Source organism: Mesorhizobium sp. M0058 (genome assembly GCF_040323095.1).
GTDB lineage: Bacteria > Pseudomonadota > Alphaproteobacteria > Rhizobiales > Rhizobiaceae > Mesorhizobium.
This window is the reverse complement of record NZ_JAMYUQ010000022.1, coordinates 1-23,165: the sequence shown is the minus strand read 5'-3', so window position 1 is coordinate 23,165 and position 23,165 is coordinate 1. Positions and strand designations below refer to the sequence as shown.

19 protein-coding genes and 1 pseudogene are annotated in these 23,165 nt (G+C 63.5%); 9 read left to right on the top strand and 11 right to left on the bottom strand.

Features of this window, described 5'->3' with window-relative positions; translation table 11 throughout:
- The first annotated feature begins 112 nt into the window (after nucleotides 1–112).
- Nucleotides 113–1,554 (top strand): annotated as a pseudogene (locus NKJ75_RS28740) (MFS transporter).
- An 18-nt stretch (nucleotides 1,555–1,572) separates the two neighbouring features.
- Here NKJ75_RS28740 and NKJ75_RS28735 read toward each other — a convergent pair.
- Nucleotides 1,573–2,277, bottom strand: a complete 705-nt coding sequence (locus tag NKJ75_RS28735; RefSeq protein ID WP_023725586.1) for a nitroreductase — start codon at nucleotides 2,275–2,277, stop codon at nucleotides 1,573–1,575.
- A 282-nt stretch (nucleotides 2,278–2,559) separates the two neighbouring features.
- Here NKJ75_RS28735 and NKJ75_RS28730 point away from each other — a divergent pair, with 282 nt between their 5' ends.
- The 5 genes from NKJ75_RS28730 to NKJ75_RS28710 all read left to right on the top strand — a co-directional run bounded on the left by NKJ75_RS28730 (nucleotide 2,560) and on the right by NKJ75_RS28710 (nucleotide 10,171).
- The gene (locus tag NKJ75_RS28730) at nucleotides 2,560–3,102 is read left to right on the top strand and encodes a helix-turn-helix domain-containing protein (protein ID WP_023739108.1); all 543 of its coding nucleotides are present in this window, start codon (nucleotides 2,560–2,562) and stop codon (nucleotides 3,100–3,102) included.
- A 94-nt stretch (nucleotides 3,103–3,196) separates the two neighbouring features.
- A complete protein-coding gene (locus NKJ75_RS28725; RefSeq protein ID WP_352500479.1) occupies nucleotides 3,197–5,650 on the top strand; it encodes a GcvT family protein in 2,454 nt (817 codons plus the stop codon).
- Nucleotides 5,647–6,546, top strand: coding sequence for a homocysteine S-methyltransferase family protein (locus NKJ75_RS28720; protein WP_023833849.1), 900 nt, complete (start codon nucleotides 5,647–5,649; stop codon nucleotides 6,544–6,546). Before NKJ75_RS28725 ends, NKJ75_RS28720 begins: the two co-directional genes overlap by 4 nt.
- On the top strand, nucleotides 6,546–7,727 hold the full coding sequence (locus NKJ75_RS28715; RefSeq protein ID WP_023833850.1) for a pyridoxal phosphate-dependent aminotransferase: 1,182 nt from the start codon (nucleotides 6,546–6,548) through the stop codon (nucleotides 7,725–7,727). The genes NKJ75_RS28720 and NKJ75_RS28715 overlap by 1 nt, the downstream gene beginning before the upstream one ends.
- The gene (locus NKJ75_RS28710; protein WP_352500478.1) at nucleotides 7,724–10,171 is read left to right on the top strand and encodes a GcvT family protein; all 2,448 of its coding nucleotides are present in this window, start codon (nucleotides 7,724–7,726) and stop codon (nucleotides 10,169–10,171) included. The genes NKJ75_RS28715 and NKJ75_RS28710 overlap by 4 nt, the downstream gene beginning before the upstream one ends.
- 171 nt (nucleotides 10,172–10,342) lie before the next feature.
- Here NKJ75_RS28710 and NKJ75_RS28705 read toward each other — a convergent pair whose 3' ends face one another.
- The 7 genes from NKJ75_RS28705 to NKJ75_RS28675 form a co-directional block, all read right to left on the bottom strand.
- Nucleotides 10,343–10,924 (bottom strand): NAD(P)H-dependent oxidoreductase, encoded by a 582-nt coding sequence (locus NKJ75_RS28705; protein ID WP_023818027.1) that lies wholly within the window; start codon nucleotides 10,922–10,924, stop codon nucleotides 10,343–10,345.
- Nucleotides 10,924–11,505, bottom strand: a complete 582-nt coding sequence (locus tag NKJ75_RS28700) for an NAD(P)H-dependent oxidoreductase (protein ID WP_023833852.1) — start codon at nucleotides 11,503–11,505, stop codon at nucleotides 10,924–10,926. Before NKJ75_RS28700 ends, NKJ75_RS28705 begins: the two co-directional genes overlap by 1 nt.
- Before the next feature lie 286 nt (nucleotides 11,506–11,791).
- Nucleotides 11,792–13,195 (bottom strand): FAD-binding oxidoreductase, encoded by a 1,404-nt coding sequence (locus tag NKJ75_RS28695; protein WP_352500494.1) that lies wholly within the window; start codon nucleotides 13,193–13,195, stop codon nucleotides 11,792–11,794.
- Entirely contained in the window at nucleotides 13,195–14,496 is a 1,302-nt protein-coding gene (locus NKJ75_RS28690; protein WP_023833854.1) for a cytosine deaminase, read from the bottom strand. The genes NKJ75_RS28695 and NKJ75_RS28690 overlap by 1 nt, the downstream gene beginning before the upstream one ends.
- A gap of 198 nt (nucleotides 14,497–14,694) precedes the next feature.
- Nucleotides 14,695–15,546 (bottom strand): ABC transporter permease, encoded by an 852-nt coding sequence (locus NKJ75_RS28685; protein ID WP_023753453.1) that lies wholly within the window; start codon nucleotides 15,544–15,546, stop codon nucleotides 14,695–14,697.
- Nucleotides 15,533–16,357: an ABC transporter ATP-binding protein gene (locus NKJ75_RS28680; protein WP_352500477.1), complete on the bottom strand. Its 825-nt coding sequence runs from the start codon at nucleotides 16,355–16,357 to the stop codon at nucleotides 15,533–15,535. The genes NKJ75_RS28685 and NKJ75_RS28680 overlap by 14 nt, the downstream gene beginning before the upstream one ends.
- A 2-nt stretch (nucleotides 16,358–16,359) precedes the next feature.
- The gene (locus tag NKJ75_RS28675; RefSeq protein WP_023670774.1) at nucleotides 16,360–17,364 is read right to left on the bottom strand and encodes an ABC transporter substrate-binding protein; all 1,005 of its coding nucleotides are present in this window, start codon (nucleotides 17,362–17,364) and stop codon (nucleotides 16,360–16,362) included.
- A gap of 255 nt (nucleotides 17,365–17,619) precedes the next feature.
- Here NKJ75_RS28675 and NKJ75_RS28670 point away from each other — a divergent pair, with 255 nt between their 5' ends.
- Both NKJ75_RS28670 and NKJ75_RS28665 read left to right on the top strand, forming a co-directional pair.
- Nucleotides 17,620–18,003: a RidA family protein gene (locus NKJ75_RS28670; protein WP_023670775.1), complete on the top strand. Its 384-nt coding sequence runs from the start codon at nucleotides 17,620–17,622 to the stop codon at nucleotides 18,001–18,003.
- 53 nt (nucleotides 18,004–18,056) lie between these two features.
- Nucleotides 18,057–18,860 carry a creatininase family protein gene (locus NKJ75_RS28665; protein ID WP_023744686.1) on the top strand — a complete coding sequence of 268 codons (804 nt, stop codon included), beginning with the start codon at nucleotides 18,057–18,059 and terminating at the stop codon, nucleotides 18,858–18,860.
- 117 nt (nucleotides 18,861–18,977) lie between these two features.
- Here the strand turns inward: NKJ75_RS28665 and NKJ75_RS28660 are convergent, their stop codons facing one another.
- The 3 genes from NKJ75_RS28660 to cobD all read right to left on the bottom strand — a co-directional run bounded on the left by NKJ75_RS28660 (nucleotide 18,978) and on the right by cobD (nucleotide 22,005).
- Nucleotides 18,978–20,039, bottom strand: a complete 1,062-nt coding sequence (locus NKJ75_RS28660; RefSeq protein ID WP_155923536.1) for a hypothetical protein — start codon at nucleotides 20,037–20,039, stop codon at nucleotides 18,978–18,980.
- Nucleotides 20,040–20,443: 404 nt separating this feature from the next.
- Entirely contained in the window at nucleotides 20,444–20,953 is a 510-nt protein-coding gene (locus tag NKJ75_RS28655) for a tyrosine phosphatase family protein (RefSeq protein WP_352500476.1), read from the bottom strand.
- Nucleotides 20,950–22,005 (bottom strand): threonine-phosphate decarboxylase CobD, encoded by a 1,056-nt coding sequence (gene cobD / locus NKJ75_RS28650; protein ID WP_352500493.1) that lies wholly within the window; start codon nucleotides 22,003–22,005, stop codon nucleotides 20,950–20,952. The genes NKJ75_RS28655 and cobD overlap by 4 nt, the downstream gene beginning before the upstream one ends.
- Between cobD and cbiB the strand changes: the two genes are divergently transcribed.
- Nucleotides 22,004–22,981, top strand: a complete 978-nt coding sequence (gene cbiB / locus NKJ75_RS28645) for an adenosylcobinamide-phosphate synthase CbiB (RefSeq protein WP_023823095.1) — start codon at nucleotides 22,004–22,006, stop codon at nucleotides 22,979–22,981. The genes cobD and cbiB overlap by 2 nt on opposite strands.
- Nucleotides 22,982–23,165: the final 184 nt, after the last annotated feature.

Genomic DNA, 23,165 nt, shown 5'->3' with positions numbered 1-23,165 from the left:
GCTAGAGAATGCTCCAATGGAAGCCCATGGTGGGGAACGTGGCCCAACCGGCCCAGGGGATTAAAAAGATCCCGTCTCAGAGTCGGCATCGTCGTTTGGTTCGAACATCCCCATGACCGCAGAACTATCCGCCGGCGCCACGGATTGCGCCGATGTGTCGGCCAGAGCCTTGCTCCTGCTGCCGCTCACGGTCGCCTGCGGCGTGTTCATGACCAGCCTCGACCAGAATGTCGTGGTCACCGCCCTGCCCGGCATCAGCGACAGCCTCGGCCGGCCGCCGAGGCAGCTCGGCCTGTTGATCACCGTCTATGTCGCCAGCCTGATCATCTCGATGCCGCTCGGCGGCTGGGCCGCCGACCGCTTCGGCCTGCGCAATGTCTACTGCTTCGCTTGCTGGTGTTCGCCGCGTCATCGGCGCTGTGCGGCCTGTCCAACGACATCTGGACGCTGGTCGGCGCCCGCGCGCTGCAAGGCTTCGGCGGCGCCTTGATGGGGACGCTCGGCCAGGTCGTCATCCTGTCGACCTTCCCGCGCAGCCGCACGCTGAAGATCAACATGTATATTTCGCTGGCCGGCCAGTCCGGACCGCTGGTCGGCCCGCTGGTCGGCGGCGCCCTGACGACTTATATCTCCTGGCGCTGGATCTTCTTCTTCAACGTGCCGTTCGCGCTGGCGGCGGCCGTTCTTGCCGCCTCGCTGTTTCCGACTGTTACCAAACCGGTGCGCACGCCGTTCGATTTCCCGGGCTTCCTGCTGGTCGGCAGCGGCATGGTCCTGCTGGTCTTCGGCATGGATTCGCTTGCGGCGAAAGACGCCGCCGGCAGCATGATCGCGGCCGAGCTGACGCTGGCGATCGTCATCCTGACGCTTGCCTCCTTCCACTGCCTGCGCGCCTGCAACCCTTTGCTTGACCTGAAACTCCTGCGCATCCGCACCTTTCGCATCTCCTTCCTCACAGGCGGCGGACTGGACACGATCGGCCTCAGCTCGGTCGTCTTCCTGCTGCCGCTGATGTTCCAGCTCGGCTTTGGCATGAGCGCGGTGCAGGCGGGATCGCTGACTTTCGTTGCCGCAATCGGCTCGCTGATCATGCGTGTGTTCATGCCGCGCCTGCTCAACCGCTTCGGCTTTCGCCGTGTGCTGGTTGTCAACACGCCGATCGTTGCCGCCATGGTTGCGGGCTTCGCCTTGATAGAGGCAACAACGCCCGTCTGGATCGTGCTTGCCTATATCTTCGCCTTCGGTGTCCTGCGCTCGGCGCAATGGGCTTCGACCGGCAATCTCGCCTATTCCGACATCGCGCCCGACCAGCTCGCCCGCTTCAGCGCGCTCTACTACATACTGTGGCAGTTGGGGGTGGCGATCAGCGTCGGCCTGGCGGCGGCGCTGTTGTCGTTCCTGGCTGGCGGCAGGCCGGCGGTGACCAACGATTTCCGCATCCTGTTCGTGGTCGAGGGCGTCATCACTTTGTGCGCGCTGATCGCCTATCTCAGACTGACACCGCAGGACGGCGCCCATGTCAGCGGCCATGGCGCGCAGATGAACGTGGAATAAGGCCCCGGTAGCCGAGGCCTAGCCGCTGAACGTCACCCACTCTTCCAGCGGCACGCGGTCGGTGCGGAAGTCGTTTTCGGGTTTCGACGTATCCTCGAGGCCGAGCGCCATGCCGCAGACGACGATCTCCTCGTCGGGGATGTTGAGCACCGGCCGGATCTGCCGGTGATAGGGCGCGAAGGCGGCCTGCGGGCAGGTGTGCAGGCCCCTGCCTCGCGCCGCCACCATGATGTTCTGCAGGAACATTCCGTAGTCGATCCACGAGCCCTGGTTCAGCCGCCGGTCGATGGTGAAGATCATGCCGACCGGCGCGTCGAAGAAGACGAAGTTGCGGTCGTGCTGGGCGCGCATCTTGTCGACCTCGCGGCGGCCGATGCCGAGTGCCCCATAGAGCCCGAAACCGTTGGCGCGGCGGCGGGTGAGATACGGCTCGAAGAACTGGGTGGGGTAATAGCGATACTCGTCCCAATCGGCCTTTTCGGCGCGGATACCGGAATTCAGGATGGCATTGGTGATCTGCTGCTTGACCTCGCCCTTGACGACATAGACCCGCCAGGGCTGCATATTGGTGCCCGAAGGCGCGCGCGCGGCGACGCCAAGAATGGCTCGGATCGTCTCGTCATCGACCATGTCGGGCAGGAAGGCGCGCACTGAACGGCGCGAGATGATCGCCTCGTCGACAACAGCCGCGTTATGCGCTGCCAGGCCGTTTTTTTCCAGCATGGGCCGTCCCTTTGCGCACACTTCGAAAGCCGAACCGGCTATCGGAAAAGACCTTGCGCAGATTTCAATCCTTGGTCGCCGACCCGCATTCCCACACCCGCCGCTCGTGCCAGAGCCTTTGCATGAACCGCCAAAATCGCGCAAGCAAATCTTGTGTGTCCATGAAAATTCGCTTGATTTTTTCACGGACATGAGCTCTCATGAAATTCATTTCCAGTTTTTCATCAAGTGAGCGTTTTGGCCCCAGCTATCCCCAAAACATTGCAGGGACCTGACGAGCGCCTGCTGGCGAGCGACATCCGTGCGCTGCGCAAGGCGCGCGGGCTGACGCTGGCTGAGATCGCGCTGAAGCTTGGTCGCTCCGTCGGCTGGGTCAGCCAGGTCGAGCGCGGCCTGTCTATCCCTTCGCTTGGCGACCTCAGGGCTTTCGCAGACCTGTTCGGCGTGCCGCTCAGCCTGTTCTTCAGCCACGACGTGCCGATCGAAAAGGAGCGCGGCTTTGTCGTGCGCGCCGGCAGCCGGCGCACGCTTGGCACAAGCGAATCCGGCCTCGTGGAAGAGCTTCTGTCGCCCGATCTCGGCGGTAGTTTCGAGATGGTGCGTTCGATCTTTGCGCCGGGCGCCGAGATGAAGAGCGAGCAGCTGCGGCCGACCGAGGAAGCCGGCTACATCGCCTCTGGCATTTTCGAGATCGAGATAGCCGGCGTCTGGCACCGGCTCGGCGAAGGCGATTCCTTCCGCTTCGAGCGCAAGCCGTACCGCTGGCGCAATCCCGGCAGCGAGCCGGCCGTGGTCATCTGGGTGGTTTCGCCGCCTGTTTATTGAATGCATGTCGCCCAAAGTGTGCAGCGGTTTGGGAAACGACATGCATCAAGCAAAAAGATAGAAGCGCAGCGCGCTTCAGGTTTGGGAGAAGAATATGGCCGGTTTGCCGACCACGGCACGCGTGGTGATCATCGGAGGCGGTGTCGTCGGCACCTCCTCGCTCTACCATCTGTGCAAGGCGGGTTGGACCGATTGCGTGCTGCTTGAAAAGAACGAGCTGACATCGGGCTCGACCTGGCATGCCGCCGGAAACGTGCCGACCTTCTCGTCGTCCTGGTCGCTGATGAACATGCAGCGCTATTCGACCGAGCTTTATCGCGGCTTGGCTGATGCCGTCGACTATCCCATGAACTACCACATTACCGGCTCGCTGCGGCTCGCCCACACCAAGGAGCGCATGCAGGAGTTCCAGCGCGCCAAGGGCATGGGCCGCTACCAGGGCATGGACATCGACATTGTCGGCCCTGATGAGATCAAGCGCCGCTATCCCTTCATCGAGACGCATGAATTGAAAGGCGCGCTCTATGATCCAAACGACGGCGACATCGACCCCGCGCAGCTGACGCAGGCACTTGCCAAGGGTGCGCGCGACATGGGGGCAAAGATCATCCGCTTCTGCCCGACCACGGGCGTGCGCCGTGAGAACGACGAATGGGTGGTTGTCACCCCGCAAGGCGAAATCCGCTGCGAGATCGTCGTCAATGCCGCCGGCTACCGTGCCGCCGAAGTCGGCAAAATGTTCGGCCGCGACGTCCCGATGATGGTGATGAGCCATCAGTACATCTTGTTCGAGGAGATACCCGAACTGGTGGCGTGGTCGAAGGAGCAGGGCAAGAAGCTGCCGCTGCTGCGCGACGTCGACACCTCCTACTATCTGCGCCAGGAAAAGAACGGCATGAATCTCGGCCCCTATGAGCGCAATTGCCGCGCGCATTGGGCGACCCACAACGACCCGGTGCCGGAGGATTTTTCCTTCCAGCTCTTCCCCGACGATCTCGACCGTCTCGAGCACTACCTTGCCGATGCCGTAGCCCGCGTGCCGATTCTCGGCACTGCCGGCCTGTCCAAGGTGATCAACGGGCCGATCCCTTACGCGCCGGACGGCAATCCGCTGATCGGTCCGATGCCCGGCGTTCCCAACGCGTTCGAGGCCTGTGTCTTCACCTTCGGCATCGCCCAGGGCGGCGGCGCCGGCAAGGTGCTGGCCGAATGGGTTACGCAGGGCCAGACCGAATGGGACATGTGGTCTTGCGATCCGCGCCGTTTCACCAGCTTTGCGGCCGCCCCCGACTATAGCGTCGCCAAGGGCATGGAGATCTACGGCAACGAATACGCCATCCAGTTCCCGCGCCATGCCTGGCCGGCCGGGCGCGACCGCAAGCTGTCGCCGATCCACGATCGCATCAAGGCGCTCGGCGCCCAGTTCGACGCCTATAATGGCTGGGAGCGTGCCACCTGGTATGCGCAACCCGGTGACGACACGTCGGAAGAAGCAACACTCACCTTCCGCCGCGACGGGCCGTGGCAGCACCGCGTGCGCGAAGAATGCCTGGCGGTGCGCGACGCCGCCGGCATTCTGGACCTGCCCGGCTTCTCGCGCTTCAACCTCGAAGGTCCTGGCGCAGCCGAATGGCTGGCGCTGCAGGTCACCGGCCTGGTGCCCAAGCCCGGCCGCATCGGCCTCGCCTATTTCGCCGACGACAAGGGCCGCATCGTCACCGAGATGTCGGTGGTGCGCCATGGCGAAGAGCAGATGACGCTGATCACCGCGGCGGTAGCGCAGTGGCACGATTTCGAATGGCTGAAGTCGCGCCTGCCGAAGGACGCAGCTTTCACCCTCACTGACAGAACCGAAGACTATTCGACGCAAATCCTCGCCGGCCCCAGTTCGCGCAAGATCCTGGCCGAGGTCTGTGGCGCGGATCTCTCGCTGCCCTGGCTGACGCATCAGGAAACCACCATCGCCGGCCGCTGGGCGAAGCTGGTGCGGGTATCCTTCGCCGGCGAACTCGGCTGGGAAATCCACACCAAGGTGGGAGACACCGCCGCCATCTTCGACGCCGTCTGGACGGCGGGACAAAAACACGGTCTGAAACCGTTCGGCATGTACGCGCTGGATTCGCTGCGCCTCGAAAAGGGCTACCGGACCTGGAAGGGCGACCTGTCGACCGACTATACGGTCCTGCAGGGCGGGCTCGAGCGCTTCGTCAAATGGGACAAGCCCGACTTCCGCGGCAAGGCAGCCCTGCAGAACGAAAAGCAGCAAGGCGTGAAGAAGCGCTTCGTCACGCTGGTGGTCGAAAACCCAGGCGATTGCGACGCGCCGTCCGTGTCGACGCTCTGGCATGACGGCAAGATCGTCGGCGAGACGACGTCCGGCGGCTGGGGGCATCGCATCGACAAATCGATCGCGCTCGGCATGCTGCGCGCCGACCTGGCTGAACCCGATACCGCGATCGAGATTGAAATTTTTGGCAATCGTTTCAGGGCGGTCGTGCAGAAAGACGAGCCGCTGTGGGATCCGAAAAACGAAAGACTGAGAGCATGAAGAAAGTCATTCTCACCGATGGCGGCATGGGCCAGGAACTGGTCCGCCGCAGCAGCTCCGAGCCGACGCCGCTCTGGTCGGCCAGGGTGCTGATCGACGAGCCGGATCTGGTGCGTGACCTGCATGCCGAATTCATCCGGGCCGGCGCTCGCGTCATCACCATCAACACCTATTCGGCAACGCCGGAGCGGCTCGCGCGGGAAGGAGCAGAAGATCTCTTCAAGCCCTTGCAGAAGCGCGGCATCGAATTGGCAAGACAGGCACGCGACGAGGCAGGCGATGCAGCGATCGCCGGCTGCCTGTCACCGCTGTTCGGCAGCTATGCGCCGGCGCTGGCCATATCGTTCCAGGAGACGCTGGACATCTATCGCCGCATCGTCGCCGAGCAGGCCGATGGCGTCGACCTGTTCCTGTGCGAGACCATGGCCTCAGCCGAGGAAGGCCGTGCGGCCGTTACCGCTGCGTCGGAAAGCGGCAAACCTGTCTGGGTGTCTTGGACTCTCGCCGATCACGGCGCGCCGCGGCTGCGCAGCGGCGAAACAATAGCGGCAGCGGCGGACGCCCTCGACGGCCTGACGGTTGCAGCGCGCCTGGTGAATTGCTGCCGGCCAGAAGCTATCGCCGCGGCACTGCCCGAATTGATTGCTCTCGGCGGCCCGGTCGGCGCCTATGCCAATGGCTTCACCTCTGTCGAAGCGCTCAAGCATGGCGGAACGGTGGAAGTGCTGCACGCACGCCACGACCTTGATCCGGATGCCTATGCCGACCAGGCGCTAGGCTGGGTCGCCGCTGGCGCCACCATCGTCGGCGGCTGCTGCGAAGTCGGCCCTGCCCACATCGCCGCGTTGCGCGACCAGCTGGAACAGGCCGGCTACGAAATCTCGGGAGTATCCTGATGCCCAGACCGTCATCGCGCATTTCCGGCATCGTGCCTTCGGGCAAGGATGGCTGGGAGGTCCACACCGAGGCCTGGGCCCGCAACGAGGCCGGCCAGGACATCATCATGCTGTCGGTCGGCGACCATGATTTCGATACGCCGAGCCAGACGATCGAAGCCTGCGTGACGGCGGTTCGCGGCAGCAACCATCACTACACCCCGCTGTCCGGCGTTCCGCGCCTTCGCAGGGCGATGGCGGCGGCCTCGACCGCTTGCACCGGGGTCGAGACGGCACCTGACCAAGTCATCGCCACGCCCGGCGGCCAGGCTGCCCTTTACGCGGCCGTGCAGGCCGTTCTCGACCAGGGCGACCACGCCATCGTGGTGGCGCCCTACTACGCGACTTATCCCAACACGTTCAGCGCCGCCGGCGCCAGCTTCACCGTCGTCGAGACGCCGGCCGAAGACGGTTTCCAGCCGCACGCCGAGATGATCCGCGCGGCGCTCAAGCCCAACACGCGCGCCATTTTGATCAACACGCCGAACAACCCGACCGGCGCCGTCTATTCGCGCGAGCGGCTGGAAGAGCTGGCCGAGATCTGCCGCGAGCACGATCTCTGGCTGCTGTCCGACGAGGTCTATTGGACGCTCGGCGGCGGCGAGCACATCTCGCCGCGCGGCCTGCCCGGCATGGCCGAGCGCACGCTGGTCATCAATTCGATGTCCAAGAGCCATGGCATGACCGGCTGGCGCATGGGCTGGCTGACTGGCCCGGCGCAGATGATCACGCTGTTGACCAATCTCAATCTGGTGACGACCTACGGCCTGCCGGCCTTCATCTCGATCGCCTGCGCCGAGGCGCTGGAGAACCGCTATGGCGTGAAAGAGATCGCCGAACGCTATGCGGCGCGCCGCACCGTCCTGCTCGACGCCGTGCGCGGCATGAACAATATCAGCGTGCACGGCTCGGAGGGCGGCATGTATGTCATGCTCGACATCTCCGCCGTCGAGCCCGACGACGAGAAATTCGCCTGGGCCTTTCTCGACCAGGAGAGTGTCGGCGTCATGCCGGGTTCCAGCTTCGGCAAGGCCGCTGCCGGCCACATCCGCATCAGCCTCTGCCAACCGGAACCGGTGCTTCAGGAAGCCGCAAAACGCCTGCGCCGCTTCGCATCCGGCTATCGCCGCGAGGCCGCATGACCAGAAGCATTCCCACCAAGGCCCGCGCGGTTATTATCGGCGGCGGTGTCTCCGGCTGTTCGGTCGCCTACCACCTGGCCAAGCTCGGCTGGACCGACATCGTGCTGCTGGAACGCAAGCAGCTGACCTCGGGCACGACCTGGCACGCCGCCGGCCTGATCGGCCAGCTGCGCGGCTCGCAGAACATGACGCGGCTGGCGAAATATTCGGCCGACCTCTACGTCAAGCTGGAGGCCGAAACCGAAGTCGGCACCGGCATGCGCCAGGTCGGCTCGATCACCGTGGCGCTGACTGAGGAGCGCAAGCACGAGATTTACCGGCAGGCCTCGCTCGCCCGCGCCTTCGATGTCGATGTGCGCGAGATTTCGCCTGGTGAAGTCAAGGAGATGTACCCGCATCTCAACGTGTCCGATGTGGTCGGCGCCGTGCATCTGCCGCTCGACGGCCAGTGCGATCCCGCCAACATCGCCATGGCGCTGGCCAAGGGCGCCCGCCAGCGTGGCGCCGCCATCGTCGAGAATGTGAAGGTCACCAAGGTCCACACCAAGGCCGGTCGCGTCACCGGTGTGTCGTGGGCGCAAGGCGAGGATCAGGGAACGATCGAGGCCAACATCGTCGTCAACTGCGCCGGCATGTGGGCGCGCGAGCTCGGCGCCCAGAACGGCGTCACCATCCCGCTGCATGCCTGCGAACATTTTTATCTCGTCACCGAGCCGATCCCCGGGCTCGGTCGTCTACCGGTGCTGCGCGTTCCCGATGAATGCGCCTACTACAAGGAAGACGCCGGCAAGATGATGCTCGGCGCCTTCGAGCCGGTGGCCAAGCCCTGGGGCATGGACGGCATAAGCGAGGATTTCTGCTTCGACCAGTTGCCTGAGGACATGGAGCATTTCGAGCCGATCCTCGAAATGGGCGTCAACCGCATGCCGATGCTGGCAACCGCCGGCATTCACACCTTCTTCAACGGCCCCGAAAGCTTTACCCCCGACGACCGCTACTATCTCGGCGAGGCCCCGGAACTCCGTGGCTACTGGATGGCGACCGGCTACAATTCCATCGGCATCGTCTCGTCCGGCGGCGCCGGCATGGCACTGGCGCAATGGATCAACGATGGCGAAGCGCCCTTCGACCTCTGGGAAGTCGACATCCGCCGCGCCCAGCCGTTCCAGAAGAACCGCCGCTATCTCAAGGAGCGGGTCTCCGAGACGCTCGGCCTGCTCTATGCCGACCATTTCCCCTACCGGCAGATGGCAACGTCCAGGAATGTCAGGCGCTCGCCCCTGCACGAACAGCTGAAGGCGCGCGGCGCAGTGTTCGGCGAAGTCGCCGGCTGGGAGCGCGCCAACTGGTTCGCCCGCGAGGGACAGGAGCGCGAATATCGCTATTCCTGGAAGCGGCAGAACTGGTTCGACAACCAGCGCGAGGAACATCTGGCGGTCCGCAACAAGGTCGCCCTGTTCGACATGACCTCGTTCGGCAAGATCCGTGTCGAAGGCCGCGACGCCTGCGCCTTCCTGCAAAGGCTCTGCGCCAACGACATGGATGGGGCGCCCGGCAAGATCGTCTACACCCAGATGCTCAACCAGCGCGGCGGCATCGAGAGCGATCTGACGGTATCGCGGCTATCTGAGACCGCCTACTTCCTCGTCGTGCCGGGCGCGACGCTGCAACGCGACCTCGCCTGGCTGCGCCGGCATGTCGGCGATGAATTCGTAGTCATCACCGATGTCACGGCAGCTGAGGCCGTGCTCTGCCTGATGGGTCCGGATGCGCGAAAGCTGATCCAGAAAGTCAGCCCCAACGATTTCTCCAACGACAACAATCCATTCGGCACCTTCCAGGAGATCGAGATCGGCATGGGCCTCGCCCGTGCCCACCGCGTCACCTATGTCGGCGAACTCGGCTGGGAACTTTATGTCTCGACCGACCAGGCGGCCCATGTCTTCGAGGCGATCGATGAGGCGGGGGCGGACGTCGGCCTGCAACTTTGCGGCCTGCATACGCTCGATTCCTGTCGCATCGAAAAGGCGTTTCGGCATTTCGGCCACGACATCACCGACGAGGACAATGTGCTGGAGGCCGGCCTCGGCTTTGCGGTCAAAACCGCCAAGGGCGAGTTCATCGGCCGCGATGCCGTGCTGAAGAAAAAAGAAGCCGGCCTGTCACGCCGGCTGTTGCAGTTTCGGCTGAAGGACCCGCAGCCTCTGCTCTTCCACAACGAGGCGATCCTGCGCGACGGCAAGATCGTCGGCCCGATCACATCAGGGAATTACGGCCACCATCTCGGCGGCGCGATCGGACTGGGCTATGTGCCCTGCCAGGGCGAGAGCGAGGCGGATGTGCTGGCCTCGTCCTACGAGATCGAGATCGCCGGCGAGCGTTTTGCGGCGGAAGCATCGCTGAAGCCGATGTACGATTCCAAGGCGGAACGGACGAGGATGTAGCACCTTTTTACCCTCCCCTTGTGGGGAGGGTCGGCTCGCAGTCGGAGCGAAGCGGCGATTGCGAGACGGGGTGGGGGGGTGCGCCCTACGAGACCCCCCACCCCGCTTCGGAAAAGCCGCCTTGCGGCATTTGCTGCGCGACCCTCCCCACAAGGGGGAGGGTGAAGAAGCTCAAAACCGCTCCAGCTTCGCCCGCACCTTCACCAGAAACGCCGCCCTCGTCCTTGGCGTGGAGGCGTCCATCAGGTAGTGCGCCAGGAAAAACGTCCGGCAGCGGCGGGCGCACAGCGCGCGCATACCGCGCAGCAAGGTCTTGCGGCCGGGCTGGCCGACGACGACGCTCCACCAGGTCGGCGCGCCGCAGGTGGTGATGACGCCGACCCTGGTGACATGTGTCATCAGCGACGTGATGCGCCCCTTGCCCAGCTTGAAGGCGACACCGGTCGCCCAGACCCGGTCGAGCCAGCCCTTCAGCATGGCCGGCAGCCCGTACCACCAGGTCGGATAGATGAACAGGATCGCCTCAGCCCAGGCGAGATGCTCGAAATGCGGTTTTAGGGCCGGATCCTCCGGCGCCCGCTCATTGTAGGCGCGCCGCTCCTCGCTACCCATCACCGGGTCGAATTTTTCGGCATAGAGGTCGAGCAGCCGTACCTCCCAACCCCGCGCCTTCAGCACGTCGACGGCGGTATCTCTGATCGCGGCGCAAAAACTTTCGGGCACCGGATGGCAATAGACCACCAGCACGCGCATCAGAATTCATCCATCCCGGCCGCGACCTTGGCGATGAAGGCTGCCCGCGTCTCGTCGGTCGACAGGTTCATCGAATAATGAGCGAGGTAGGACACCGAGGCGCCGGGCCTGATCGTCGCGCGCAGCATCCGCTTGACCAATCTGCGTGGCGGATCGCCCATCAGCATGGCGCGGAAGCGGCTGCCGCCATAGGTGGTGACGGCGGTCAGCTTGCGGATGTTGTGGAGCGACGGCTGCGCCTTGCCGTCGGCCAATTTGAACGACACGCCGGGCAGAAACACGCGATCGAAATAACCCTTCAGGATGGCCGGAAAACCGTAGTTCCAGACGGGATATGACAGCACCAGCGCCTCAGCCCGCAGCAAACGCTCGACATGGGGCGCGGCCGGGTCCGCAGGGCTGCGTTGGTTATGATAATCCAGCCTCTCCCCGCGCGTCAGCCTGGGGTCGAAATCCTCGGCATAGAGATCGCAATCGTCGACCTCATGGCCGGCGGTCGTCAGCCGCTCGACGATCGTGCGGTGCAGGCTGGCATTGAAGCTGGTCTCCACCGGGTGTGCGTAAAGGACGAGGACTTTCATGGGAAGGCATTGCCGGGGTCGGCGCGAGGCACCCCCCTCTGCCCTGCCGGGCATCTCCCCCTCAAGGGGGGAGATCGGACTGCCGCATCGCTTTCACTAATTGTCAGCGTGTCAGATTGGCTGCGGCGTTCAGGCTGCCAATCTCCCCCCTTGCGGGGGGTGAGAAGTGGTCGGCGAAGCCGATGGGAAGCCAATTGCTTGGCTTTCCAAACGACGAACGCCCGAAGCGGCAGCGTAGGGCCTGTGCCGGCAGGACAGAGGGGGGTGCTCAAGCTCAAACCTCTGCTCATTCTGCTTTCTGCAACCCCTTGAACAAAAAAGTCCGGCCTAAGCGATAGTCGTAATCCGGATTTTCCCAGGCGATCATCTTGCCGGGATTGAGCAGGCCTTGCGGATCGGTCTCGCGCTTGAAGGCGAGCTGGATTTCATCCGTCTGCTTCATGCCGCCCTCTTCCAGCGTGTAGCGGTGCGGGTTGAAGATCGGGCAGCCGTTCTCCTCATGCAGCCGGATGATTTCGTTGAGCCGCGCCTCGGTGGTGAATTTCACCAGCGGCAGGCCGAAGCAGGTGATGTTGCCGTCGAGGCGCACGAATTCGAGATGCGAAAAGACTTCGCCCGGAAACATCGCGTCCATCTTCTCCACCAGCGCCAGCTGGTTGGGAAACGGATAGAGCGATTGCAGATAGGTGATCGCGGGATCGACCCGCAGTGCCCTGAGCGTGGTGTGGTTCCACGCCAGTTCGAAGCCCGGCGGCAGGCCCTTTTTCTCTTCGTCCGTGGCCGTCGCGGCATTGAAGATGACCTCGCCGCCGGCGCGGCGGGTGAAGGCGAGGAACGCGTCTAGCCCATGCCGGGCAACCATGACGACGCAGATGCTTTGCCCGTCCCGGAAGAACTTCTGGTGGCGCTTGAAATAGAGCTGCGGCACGGGCGCGGCGATCGGCGTGATCAGCTTGGTCAGGATGCCGTCCTGGCGTGCCAGCGCGTTGCCGTAGCGGGCTGCCGGCATGAAAGCGTCGAAGCCGACGATCACGTCGATCCATTCATAGGCTGCAGTCAGCGGCATCTCGACCTCGGTGATGATGCCGTTGGTGCCATAGGCGTGGGTGACCTTGTGCAGGTCCTCGCCGGCGAGTTCGAGCGCCTTCGGCTCCGCCTCCATGGTGACGACGCGCAGGCGCAGCACATTGCCGAAATCACGCAGACCGCCGAAATTGATCGAACCGACGCCGCCCGAGCCGCCGGCGATGAAGCCGCCGATCGAGGCGGTGTTGTAGGTCGACGGCGACAGCCGCAGTTCCTGCCCGGAATGCGCGCGCGTCGCTCTGTCGATGTCGGCGAGGATCGCGCCCGGCCCGGTGACGACGCGGCCCGGCGCTATGGCCTTGATCTCGTTCATCTCGGCAAGGTTCAAAACCACGCCGCCCGACAGCGGCATCGCCTGGCCGTAATTGCCGGTGCCGCTGCCGCGCGGCGTCACCGGAACGCCATGACGGTGGCAAGCGGCAAGCACGCGGATCAGTTCGGCCTCGTTCCTGGGCGTCACGATCAGGTCGCCGGTGACGTGGTCGAGCTGCTGCTTCAGCACCGGGCTGTACCAGTAGAAGTCGCGGCTCTTCTGCTGGACGATGGCCGGATTGTCGTCGAGCTTTATCCCGTCGAGATCGCATTTGAGCGCCGAAACATCCATCATTCCACCATCAGTTCGTCGAGCTCGGCATAGTCGGGCAATTGCCTGTCGATCGCTCGGCCGTTGCGCACGACGATGCGATCCGATTCGGGCCGCGACAGCAATTCCGTCCAGCTCCGCCCTTTGAAGACGATGAAATCGGCGCTGCCACCTGCTGCCAGTGTCCCGACACCGTCGAGCCGCATCACCTTGGCCGGCGTCGCCGCCACCGTCTGCGGCCAGTCGCCGACCGGATGATCGAAATGCAGGATGCGCGTCGCCATGCGGTAGACCTCCAGCATGTCGAGATCGCCATAGGCATAGAACGGATCGCGGGTGTTGTCGGAGGCGACCGCGACCGGGATGCCCCTCGCCTTCATCTCGTGCAGCAGCGTCACGCCGCGCCAGCGAGGCGTGGTCTGGTCGGCGCGCCGGTCCTGCAGATAGAGATTGCACATCGGCAGCGACACCACGGCAAGCTTGGCCTTGGCGACCTTGTCCAGCGTGTCGAGCACGTCGAGATCCGGCTGGCGCGCCAGCGAGCAGCAATGTCCCACCAGCATGTTGCCCTCAAAACCGTTCCACAGTGCCGCCTCGGCGATCTTCTTCAGCGATATCGCCGCGATGTCGTCGGTCTCGTCGGCGTGGAAATCGAGATCGAGCCCGTGCCTGTTCGCCTCGGCGAACACCTTGTCGAGAAGCTCTTCGAGATCCGGCACCACATAGGTGACGACGCCGAGCACGCCCTTGGCCGCAGCCACGCGCTTGGCCAGCCTCTCGAACCACTTTCTGTCGCGCACGCCTTCGATGCCGAGCAGGCAGGCTGCCTGCAATTCGATGCGGCCGCGCCATTTCTCCCGCATCGCCTCGAACACCGGCCAGGAGATTTCCTCCTGTGGCGGCACGCTGTCGAGATGCGTGCGCAGCGCCTTGGTGCCGTGCGCGTAGGCCGAGCGCAGCGAGAAATCCATGCGCCGCGCCACGTCCTCGGCGCTCCAGCGCGCTGCACGGTCGGCGCCGGTGGCATTGAGCGCGCCCATGAAACTGCCGTCGGGATTGGGTTTGCGCGGCCAGATATGGCCCTTGTCGATGTGGGTGTGGCAGTCGACGAAGCACGGCAGCACGATGCGGCCGGCAAGGTCGATGGCGGTGGCTGGCGCTTTTGATTTCTTGTGCGCGGCGATGGCTGAGGTCTTGCCATCGGCGACCGTTATGTCGGCCAGGGCGAAGCCGTCGCTGTCGTAAGTGGCGGCAAGGCCTGATGTCAGCGACCGGTGAAGGCGGACGTTTGTGAGATGGTACGAGCCAGAGGTCGGTATCAAGGACCGCCCCCCTCTGCCCTGCCGGGCATCTCCCCCTCAAGGGGGGAGATTGGCAGCTTTTCCGACAGCACCCGTCTTCCAACGTCGATAATTGGCGAAATCCCGGATGACGTCCAATCTCCCCCCTTGAGGGGGAGATGGCCGGCAGGCCAGAGGGGGGTGTTTCGCGCCAGCATCTCAATCACGTCACCCAACCCCCTACCGCTCCTGCTTCAGCGCGCTCTCGTGCCAGCGGCGCAGGATGAGATGCGATATCAGCGACAGCACCAGGAAGATCAATATGCCGGTGAGCGAGATCAGGATCAGCGCCGCGAACAGCCTTGGCGCGTTGAGGCGGTAGCCGGCCTCGATGATGCGCGACGCCAGCCCCGACGACTGCCCCTGCGCGCCCGCGACGAACTCGGCCACCACGGCGCCGATCAGCGACAGGCCGCCGGCTATCTTCAAGCCTCCTAGAAAATACGGCATGGCCGCCGGCAGTCTGAGATAGCGCAATTGCTGCCAGCGCGTCGCGCCGTTGAGCTTGAACATGTCGCGCAGATTGCGGTCGACCGAATTGAGGCCGAGCGTGGTGTTGGACAGGATCGGGAAGAACGCGACGATCCAGGCGCAAAGCAAAAGCTTCACCGTCTGGTTGTCCACATAGATGTTGATGAGCGGGAAGACCGCCACGATCGGTGTTACCTGCAGCACGATGGCGAAGGGAAAGAACGACATCTCCACCCATTTCGATTGCGCAAACAGCACCGCCAGTCCGACGCCGCCGACGACCGCGAGCAGCAGGCTGAGAAAGGTTATGCGCAACGTGACCAGCAGCGCGGAGAACAGGAGCCCCGCATCGCTATAGAGCGTCCACAGCACCACGCCGGGGCGCGGCAGGATATATTGCGGGATCGCGTTCCACACGCAAATGCGGTCCCACAGCCAGATCGCCAGGATCATGATCGCCAAAGGCAAGACCCACCGGCCGATCCGCTCCAGCCGCTCCTGGCGTACGCGGCCCGCCTCTTCCGCGTCGAGCGTTGCGGCATTCTGGTCAATGGCCGTCATGGTGCGGTCCGGCTGATGTGTTGATGGCGTTGACCAGGATGTCCGAGGCCTGGCGGCAGAGCGCGGCATAGTCGGGCGAAGTGCGGAAAACCTCGTCTCGCGGATAGAAGGCGTCGATGGCAAGCTCGGCATGGACGCGGCCCGGCCGCGCCGCCATGACGACGACGCGGTTGGACAGGAACACGCTTTCGAAGACGCTGTGGGTGACGAAGACGACGGTGAAGCGCTCGTCCTGCCACAGCTCCAGAAGGTCGTTGTTGAGCTTGAAGCGGGTGATCTCGTCGAGTGCGGCGAACGGCTCGTCCATCAGCAGAATGCGCGGCTTCGTCACCATCGCGCGTGCGATCGAGACGCGCATCTTCATCCCGCCGGAAAGCTCGCGCGGCACGGCGTTCTCGAAGCCGGTCAGGTGCACCCGCTCCAGCATCTCCGTCACCGCCGGCGCCGCCTTGGCGCGCGACACGCCTTTCAGCCTGAGCGGCAGCCAGACATTGTCGAATACATTGGCCCAGGGCAGCAGCGTCGGTTCTTGGAAGACGAAGCCGATATTGGCGCGGTCGATCGAACCGCCCCAGTCGAGCTGACCGGATGTCGGCGTCGACAGGCCCGCGATCAGCCTCAACGCCGTTGACTTGCCGCAGCCGGACGGCCCGAGAAGGCTGACAAAATCGCCCTCGCGGATGGCGAGATCGACGTCGCTCAATGCAGTCACGCCATTGGAAAACACCTTGCCGACATGGCGCAGCGTCAGCAGCATCGGGCCTTCACCCGATGCCGTCATGGGCGCCTGCGCCATCTTTTCCAGCTTCACGACTACTTCTTCAGCTCGATCCCGACACCTTTGTTGATGAAGGCCAGCGTGTAGGCCTTCTTGATATCGATGCCCTCGGGCGTGACCTTGGCCTTGACCATCTTGTCATAGAAGCTCTTGATCCGGTCTTCGTTCATGGCGCCGATGCCGAGCTTTTCGGTGTCGCCGGAATCGGCCAGGCCGAACTTCTTCATCTGCTCGATCGAGAAGGCAATCTGCTCGTCGCTCATGTCGGGGTTGTCTTTCTTGATCATCTCGTTGGCGGCCTTGTTGTCGCCGTAGAGGTAGTTGTACCAGCCCTTGGCCGAGCCATCGACGAAGCACTGGACCACCTCCGGCCGCTTGTCGATCGTGTCCTGCATCACCTCGATCGTCGTCGAATAGGTGTCCCAGCCATAGTCGGCGAGCAGGAACTGGTTGGGCACGAAGCCGCCTTCCTTCTTGACCGCAAAAGGCTCCGAGGTGACGTAACCCTGCTGGATCGACTTCTTGTTGGCCAGGAATGGAGCGGTGTTGTAGGTGTAGGGCACGCGCTTGGCGGCATCGAAACCGAGTTCGATGACCATCCACTGGAAGAAGGTCTGGACGCCCTCGTCGCCGAGAATGTACTGGTCGGCGTTCTTCAAATCCTCCCACTTGTCCAGCCCCTGCCCCGGGTGGGACATGATGACTTGAGGGTCCTTCTGGAAATCGGCGGCGACGACGCGCATCGGGATGCCCTGCTGGACGGCGTCGAAGGCCGACAGCAGATTGCCGCCCATGTAGAAATCGAGCTTGCCGGCCAGCAGCAGCGGCCGCCCGCTGACCTGCGGACCTCCCTGCGAAATCGTCACGTCGAGGCCACATGCAGCGTAGGTGCCGTCGGCGACGGCCTGGTAGTAGCCGCCATGCTCGGGCTCGGCCAGCCAGTTGGTGCCGAAGGTGACCTTCTCGTTTGCTGCCGCGCCGAACGTGCCGGCTCCAAGCAGCGCGACCGCAAGCGCTGAAATCTTCTGTTTTCCGTACATCGACACCACCCTTTGTTGGCTCCGGAGCGTCACGCGCCGGGCTCGACACCATTGATCCAAGAAGCAAGACACATGCCACCGCCCGGGCCGCCTGCTTGCGCGGCAGTCACTGCCAACACCGGACGGGTCATGCTGTGCGGGAGGCATCGTGCCTATTTTTTGGACGCCTGTCCACAATCGCCCTTGTGCCATGCACCACATCTTGAACGTACTATCGGTCACGTCTTAGGCTGGTCTCGCAGACAGGAGATTGCCATGTTCAGATACCTCGCGCCGAAGTCGATCAAGCCGCCTTTCGCCCGCTATAGCCACGGCGTCGAGGTGCCTCCAGGCAAGCGGCTGGTTCTGTGCTCCGGTCAGGTCGCCATCACGGCGGACGACCAGATCCCCGAGGATGCCGGCGCGCAGGCCGAGCTCTGCTTTCAAAACATAGCGGCGATTCTGGCTGAAGCCGGGCTGGGGCTAGGCGACATCGTGCGCATAAACGCCTACGTCACCGACCGCGCCTTTCTGCGGCCCTATATGGACGTCCGCGACCGCTTGTTTGCCAGCCCCGCGCCCGCCTCGACGCTGATGATCGTGTCAGGCTTTGCGCGGCCGGAGTTCAAGGTCGAGGTCGAGGCGATTGCGGCTGGGTGATCGACAGGCGACGTTTGGCGCGCTAGGTCTCCCTCACAGTCAAGAGGCATCACATGACCGTTGCAAACAGACGCGTTTGGTGGGGCGACTACCGGACCACCGAATACGCCGCGATCGATCCGGAGGCGACGGTTGCCGTGCTGCCGGTGGCGGCGATCGAGCAGCACGGCCCGCATCTGCCTGTATCAACCGATACCTCGATCATGAACGGCATGCTGGAGACGGTCATCGCCCGCCTGCCCGGCGATCTCGACATCCGCATCCTGCCGGTCCAAACGGTCGGCAAGTCGAACGAGCATCTGCAGGCGCCGGGCACGCTCACCCTGCCGGCGGCCACCCTGGTCGATGCCTGGACCGAGCTTGGCCTGTCCGTTGCCCGCGCAGGCGTAAGGAAACTGATCGTCGTCAACTCGCATGGCGGCAATGAAGAGATCATGGGCATCGTCACGCGCGAGCTGCGCGTGCGTGAGAGGATGCTGGCGGTGAAGACCAGCTGGCAGCGCTTCGGCCGCCCCGCCGGCATGTACACCGAGCTGGAAGACCGCCATGGCATCCATGGCGGCGACGTCGAGACCTCGTTGATGCTGCATTTTCGCCCGGAGTTAGTCGACATGGCCAAGGCCGACAATTTCGCCTCCAAGGTCGCCCGCGCCGAAACCGAATTTGCGCTGCTGCGCCACACAGGCACGCACGCCTTCGCCTGGATCGCCAGCGACCTCAACCCCAATGGCGTCGTCGGCGATGCCTCGATTGCAACGGCCGAAAAAGGCCGGCTGACGGCAGAGCATCAGGCCGAAGGGTTCATCACCCTGCTGAGGGATGTGCGCAAGGCGAAATTGGCCGAGTGGCTGGCGTAGAGCAATTTCGGGAAAAGTGCGTGGCGGTTTTCCGTCTGAAATTGTGTCAAAACAAATAATGATTGCAAGAGTGCTTCTCCACCTCCTGAAGGCGGACGGAGAAGTCATCTAGGAAAGTCAATGCGCCAGACATGTCGCCATTTGATGCAATTTTTCGGGGGTAAATCCGGCTTTGGTGACCCATTCACGTAGCCGTTCTAGCGTCACCTCTTCGGTCACAGTTGTGCCTGACATAGGTGGCTTAATGGATGCCAAAATGATCGAGGTGACACCGCTGCCGATGCCTTGGTAGGCGCGAATGTCGGAGGAGGTCTTTGCCTTGTGTCCGGCTTTGCAAAGATCATTAGCTCCTCCGTCCGGTCTCGAGACGAAGGGCGGCTTGAGGCCGGTCTCCACCGACGAGCAGCGCAGGTCGATGGGTATAGGCCCAATGGGTTGGATCGATCCTACTTGCCCATTTCGCAATTGCTGATGAAGCGCCACTGAGCCTTCGCCAAAAGCAGGTCCGCTATCATTGACGATCGCGAAGACTTCATGATCCCCATAGCGCACCCACGCCAGTGCACCAACGAGATTGGACTGCGGGGTGACAAGGCCGGGTATGGCTGCAGAATCTATATAAGCAACTTGGCCATGCACTGTATGCGTCAAGTGAGTCATTGATAGATACGACGCCACCATATCTCCCGAGGCTGTCGGCACCTGCTCCCCGGCCTTCGGTCGCCCTTTCCCGTTGCCCACGAAGTACCGGCCTTTTCTTGGCAGCTCACACGCCGTTTTTGTGCCACCGGCAGGCGGTTCGACCTCCATCGCATACACACAAAACTCCGCCGTGCCCGGACCGAAGTTGCCTGCCTCTGCTTTGGTCCATTCGGTATGGCATAATGACTGGTTGCCCTGAGCGGAACAGCCCAGCTTCTTGCCGTGGATATGCAGATTTACGCCATTGTTGATGTAGGTGTAGCCGTGATCACCTGGAGTATAGGACGCAGCAGCCCCGTCAGGATTCACCTCAAGCCCAGTCTTCATCAAGATGGAGCCGTCGCCGAACGTCACACGTCCGTTGGCGTCTGGCGCAGGACATGCGGGCTGCTTCCCCGCTGCAGAGGTCGCCAGCATCGCCGATCCAGTAACAATACCCGCACAAGCTGCTAATCGCAATGTACTCGTCATGCTCATTTTCAATCCCCCCGAACAATCGAATTTCCGGCGGCTATCTAGTTTTGTTTTGATACCGCAAGCAATACGTATCATATTGCAGATTTAAATATATACGACGTAGTGGATTTTCCCTCGAATTTTTACAAGCCTACGTCGTCAGCAGCGGATACGAACTTATAACGATGCGCACAAAGGTTGGCGTGAACAGTAAGGCGTTTGTTGGGGGCTATCCGTAGTTTCACTGGTGCTCATTCCTTCTAAAAATGGCATGAGTTGATCCAACGGCACAAGATTTAAGACTGAACATTGAGTTTGGCGGCGCTGATTGCAAGGCCGATTCAAGCATTCACAGCCAGGCAGCTTGACCTAGTTTTGGGCGGGAAAGGCATCGGCCCAACCGATCTCGCCATTGGCCAAGCTAGTTAGCCGTCGATCTTCAAAACGAAAGGCGTGCCCTCAAAAGCATCGGCGCCGCGACCGATCGCCTCGATCGCTTCAATCATCCGGCCCTCGCGCCCCAGCAGCGCATCGGCGACGGCAATCAATCGTGGATTGGGCGTTGCCGACAGCGAAAGCTTTCGCAAAGTCCGAGCCAGTTCCGCCTCGTCGCGCTTGGGCGCCAGTGCCGCGGCTATGATGTAGGCCGACGCCGTCGAGCGGCTGATGCCGGCATAGCAATGCACGACCATCGGCTTCGCGCTGTCCCAGCGGCGCGCAAAATCGAGCAGATTGCGCACATGCTCCTCGCCCGGCATGGTCATGCCGTCCTGCGCCACCGCAATGTCGTGCATCACCAGGTGCAGATGGTTTTCCCTCGATATCGAGGCCGGGCGCGTCACCTCGGTGCCGGCGGCAAGCAGCGACAGCACGCGCTCGGCGCGGCTTCTGGCCACAGTCTCCTCGAGCTTTGCCAGCGAACAGACATGGATCATGGCGCAATCTCCCTGGCGCTATCGTCGCGCCGTGCGTGCCAGTCGGCAAGCGCCGATTCGAGCCGCTGCCATTCCTCCTGACTTCCAGGCAGCCCCGCGCGGAGCACCTGAGGACGCTCGGAAAAATGCCTGAGCAATATGCCGCGCTCACCGAGCGTCGAAAACAGCCCCGGTGCATCGGCAAGCCGGAGATAGCGAAACAGCGTCGTGCCGCCGGCGACAGCAACGCCAAAGCGCGAAAGCAGCGCATCGAGCCGCGCCGCATCCTGCGCCAGCCGCCGCCGCATGTCGGCCTGCCAGCCGCTGTCGGCAAGCGCGCGGATGCCGTATTCGAGCGCTGGGCCGGCGACCGCCCAAGGGCCGAATTGCGTTTCAAGCCTTTCGACCGTCGCTGCATCGGAAAGTGCGAAGCCGAGCCGCAGGCCGGCGAGACCGAAGAACTTGCCAAACGAGCGCAGCACGACGATGCCGCCCCGCCCGACATCGCCGGCCAGGCTTTCCGCGTGCGGGCCGACATCCATGAAGGCTTCGTCGACGACCAGCAGACCGCCTATGGCGCGCAATGTCTCGGCAAGCCGAAGCAGCCTTTCCCGCGACACGACTCGCCCGTCGGGATTGTTGGGATTGACGACGATGGCAATTTCGGCTCCGGCAAGCGCCTCGAAATCGTCGACCGCCGCCACCGCATGGCCGGCAATCGCGGCGGCCCTGGCATGCTCGGCATAGGTCGGCCCGAGCACCAGCGCCTTGCCGGGGCTGACCAGCGAGGCGACGCGCGGCAGCAGGATCTGCGTGCCCGGGGCGACCGCCACATTCTCGGCCGAAGGCGCGCCATAGGCGCAGGCCGCGACCCTGGCCAGCTCACGCAGGCGGGCGGCCTCCGGCAATCGTGACAGGGCGGTGGCGGGCAGCTCGAAAAGCGGGTAGGAGTGCGGATTGATACCTGTCGAGAGATCGACGAAAGGTTGTGGCGCGTGAGGGAAGAGCGCCCTCGCCCGGCCAAGGGATCCACCGTGATCCACCACAGTAATCGCTCCATCAGAAAGCTTCATGTCGATCCTGATCGCTTTCCTGTCGCTGGCCATCGAACGCATCCTGGGTTACCCGGACTGGCTGTTCCGTGCCGTCGGCCATCCCGTCACCTGGTTCGGCAGGCTGATAGCCTTTCTCGACCACAGGCTCAACCGCGACACTGATTCCGACGCGCTGCGTCGCCGCCGCGGCGTGCAGGCGCTGCTGGTGATCGTGCTGGTGCCGGCGGCAATCGCCTTCATCGTGCAAATCCTGCTCTGGCAGCTCTTTCCTGCCGGCATGATCATCACGGCAATCCTGGCCTCGTCGCTGCTGTCGCAAAAGAGCCTTACCGAACATGTCGAGGCGGTGGCCGATTCGCTGGATACCGGCGGGCTGGCGCTCGGCCGCATTGCGGTTGCGCGCATCGTCGGTCGCGATCCAGAGAAGCTCGACCATGCCGGCGTCAGCCGCGCCGCCATCGAAAGCCTGGCCGAGAATTTCTCCGACGGCATCGTTGCGCCCGCCTTCTGGACAGGTGTCTGCGGTCTGGCCGGCGGCGTGGCCTACAAGGCCGCCAACACCGCCGATTCGATGATCGGCCACCGCACCCCGCACCACGAGGCCTTCGGCCGCGCGGCAGCACTCTTCGACGACTGGATCAACCTGCCGGCGTCCCGGCTGACCGCGTTGCTGATCGTTGCCGCCGCCTTTCTCGTTGACGGCGCCGATCCCCGCAACGCCTGGCAAGCAGTGCGGCGCGACGCCAAAAAGCACCGCTCGCCCAATGCCGGCTGGCCGGAAGCGGCAATGGCCGGCGCACTCGGCCTGGCGCTCGCCGGCCCGCGCAGCTATGGCGGCGTTGTCGTCAACGATGCCTTCATGGGCGAAGGCGGCCGCCGCGAGGCGGAAAGTCTGGACATCAGGCGGGCGCTGAAACTTTATCAGGTCGCCGACTATCTGCTGATTGGGCTGTTCGGGTTGCTGTCGGCGGTGCTTATCGCGGTAACGTCCTGAGAGCTTACCGTCGCCCTTCCTTTACCCTCTCCCCCTTGTGGGGAGGGTCGGCGCGAAGCCCCGGGGCGGGGGACTGCGCCCTACGAGGACCCCCCCCCCCCCCCCGCAAACAGCAGCCCAGACCCCAACCACACGAGGGGGCGAATGACAAGAAACAAAAAAACCAAAACCAAACAGGAAACGA

Excerpts from the sequence above, each read along its gene's own strand:
- cbiB (WP_023823095.1), top strand. The coding sequence starts at position 22,004 with ATGTCGATCCTGATCGCTTTCCTGTCGCTGGCCATCGAACGCATCCTG.
- NKJ75_RS28720 (WP_023833849.1), top strand. The coding sequence starts at position 5,647 with ATGAAGAAAGTCATTCTCACCGATGGCGGCATGGGCCAGGAACTGGTC.
- cobD (WP_352500493.1), bottom strand. The coding sequence starts at position 22,005 with ATGAAGCTTTCTGATGGAGCGATTACTGTGGTGGATCACGGTGGATCC.
- NKJ75_RS28685 (WP_023753453.1), bottom strand. The coding sequence starts at position 15,546 with ATGACGGCCATTGACCAGAATGCCGCAACGCTCGACGCGGAAGAGGCG.
- NKJ75_RS28675 (WP_023670774.1), bottom strand. The coding sequence starts at position 17,364 with ATGTACGGAAAACAGAAGATTTCAGCGCTTGCGGTCGCGCTGCTTGGA.
- NKJ75_RS28715 (WP_023833850.1), top strand. The coding sequence starts at position 6,546 with ATGCCCAGACCGTCATCGCGCATTTCCGGCATCGTGCCTTCGGGCAAG.
- NKJ75_RS28700 (WP_023833852.1), bottom strand. The coding sequence starts at position 11,505 with ATGAAAGTCCTCGTCCTTTACGCACACCCGGTGGAGACCAGCTTCAAT.
- NKJ75_RS28735 (WP_023725586.1), bottom strand. The coding sequence starts at position 2,277 with ATGCTGGAAAAAAACGGCCTGGCAGCGCATAACGCGGCTGTTGTCGAC.
- NKJ75_RS28725 (WP_352500479.1), top strand. The coding sequence starts at position 3,197 with ATGGCCGGTTTGCCGACCACGGCACGCGTGGTGATCATCGGAGGCGGT.
- NKJ75_RS28710 (WP_352500478.1), top strand. The coding sequence starts at position 7,724 with ATGACCAGAAGCATTCCCACCAAGGCCCGCGCGGTTATTATCGGCGGC.
- NKJ75_RS28655 (WP_352500476.1), bottom strand. The coding sequence starts at position 20,953 with ATGATCCATGTCTGTTCGCTGGCAAAGCTCGAGGAGACTGTGGCCAGA.
- NKJ75_RS28670 (WP_023670775.1), top strand. The coding sequence starts at position 17,620 with ATGTTCAGATACCTCGCGCCGAAGTCGATCAAGCCGCCTTTCGCCCGC.
- NKJ75_RS28665 (WP_023744686.1), top strand. The coding sequence starts at position 18,057 with ATGACCGTTGCAAACAGACGCGTTTGGTGGGGCGACTACCGGACCACC.
- NKJ75_RS28660 (WP_155923536.1), bottom strand. The coding sequence starts at position 20,039 with ATGAGCATGACGAGTACATTGCGATTAGCAGCTTGTGCGGGTATTGTT.
- NKJ75_RS28705 (WP_023818027.1), bottom strand. The coding sequence starts at position 10,924 with ATGCGCGTGCTGGTGGTCTATTGCCATCCGGTGCCCGAAAGTTTTTGC.
- NKJ75_RS28695 (WP_352500494.1), bottom strand. The coding sequence starts at position 13,195 with ATGGATGTTTCGGCGCTCAAATGCGATCTCGACGGGATAAAGCTCGAC.